The sequence below is a fragment of the Terriglobus sp. YAF25 genome (genome assembly GCF_052113305.1).
Classification (GTDB): domain Bacteria; phylum Acidobacteriota; class Terriglobia; order Terriglobales; family Acidobacteriaceae; genus Terriglobus.
In genome coordinates this window covers 1-1475 of sequence record NZ_JBFRCY010000928.1, presented here as the reverse complement: position 1 = coordinate 1475, position 1475 = coordinate 1, and the positions used below count along the sequence as shown (strand labels likewise).

The following is a 1475-nucleotide window of genomic DNA, read 5'->3' as shown; positions in this document are numbered from 1 at the left end:
GAAGAAATGTCTGCAAAGCGGTCGCGCATAGCGCGATACCCCACCCTTTTGCTGCGCAAAAGAATGGGGCAACGGGAGCAGTGCTTCGTCTTATCTCAGACGACAACGAAAAAGGATGGATGTCTGAGACACCAGTACATCGACTACCCCGGCAATCGTTGCTGCTCCTTTAGCTCCAGCAACAATGCATCGATCTGGCTTTCGCGTTCCAGCTTATGAAAGCGGTCTTCTACCGTATTCATCCCGAGCACGGTCTGTGCTCCGGTGTTTTCGGCTTCCTGTCCGAGGATCTTCGCCTTCATCCGATCCAGCGAACGTAAAGCCGCTCCATCGGCGATCTTTGTCTGAGCTGCGGTAGCTTTGCTTACAGCACGGGCCCGGCGATTGCGGGCCATTAGCAGTTCGCACTGTGCTTCCGTCTCTTTCATACGCGCCTGCAATTGCAGATAGGCGCTGCGCATGGTGTCCAGCTCTACCTGTTGATCCTCAATCTGTTGGTTGAAACTTATAGCCAGTTGCTGTGAGCTCAGGCTGCGATCCAATGCGGCGCGTGCCAGATCCTCATCGTGGCGTCCAATAGCCAGCTCGGCTTTGCGGCGCCAGCCGGCAGCGGACTCTTCATGTTCGCGCTTGCGATTCTCCAGCAGGTGCAGGTCGGCAATAGCAATTGCAACCTGGGTCTTTACCTGGAGCAACTGGTTTTCCATATCGAGCAGGAGTTGCTTGATCATCTTTTCGGGATCTTCGGCCTTATCGATCAGGTCGTTGAGATTGGCCCGCAGCAGGGTGGTGACTCTTTCCAGTAGCGGCATGATGGGTTCCTCCTTCCATCGGAGTCTGCGGAGCCGCTTGATGCGGCCCCGCGGACTTTATAGCTTACGCATGGGTGTTGCCCTGAGAGTTGTCGCGAGGCTTCRTCTGCTTCACGTTGCTCATCAAGTCGCTCAGGTTCATACCACTCAGGGCTTCGAACAGCGCCGGCACCTGCGAGGCGATCTTGGTCATCTCGCCGGTGAGCTTGCTCGCGCCCAGGTTATTGCCGTCGCCGGTGGAGACGATGGTGATTTTGTCCACCTTCGAGAGCGGCTCGCTCATGGCGCGTACCACCTCAGCCATATTCGAGATCAGGCGGTCGACAACGGCGGCCTGCGTCCACTCCTGATAGGCCTCGGCCTTCACGTTCATGGCCTTCGCTTCGGCCTCACCCTTCTGGAAGATGATGGCGGCTTCCGCCTCACCCTGCGCACGGATGGCAGAGGCGCGGCCTTCAGCTTCGGCGACCAGGCGGGCACGTTCGGCGGCGGCAAGGTTTTCGATGCGCTTACGCTCGATCTCAGACTGCTTGAGCACCGTCGCGATCAGCTCCTTCTCGTGACGCAGGATCTCAGCCTCCTGCACCTTCACCTGCTGTTCCTTCTCCACCTGCTGCACCTTCACCTGCTCAGCGACCACCTGCTGCTGCATGACGTTGGTCC

2 protein-coding genes are annotated in these 1475 nt (G+C 58.1%); both read right to left on the bottom strand.

Features of this window, described 5'->3' with window-relative positions; all coding sequences use genetic code 11:
* Positions 1–143: 143 nt before the first annotated feature.
* Positions 144–812, bottom strand: a complete 669-nt coding sequence (locus AB4043_RS25305; protein WP_442302292.1) for a PspA/IM30 family protein — start codon at positions 810–812, stop codon at positions 144–146.
* A gap of 64 nt (positions 813–876) precedes the next feature.
* The coding region (locus tag AB4043_RS25300; protein ID WP_442308501.1) for a flotillin domain-containing protein at positions 877–1475 on the bottom strand (599 nt) is incomplete at its 5' end.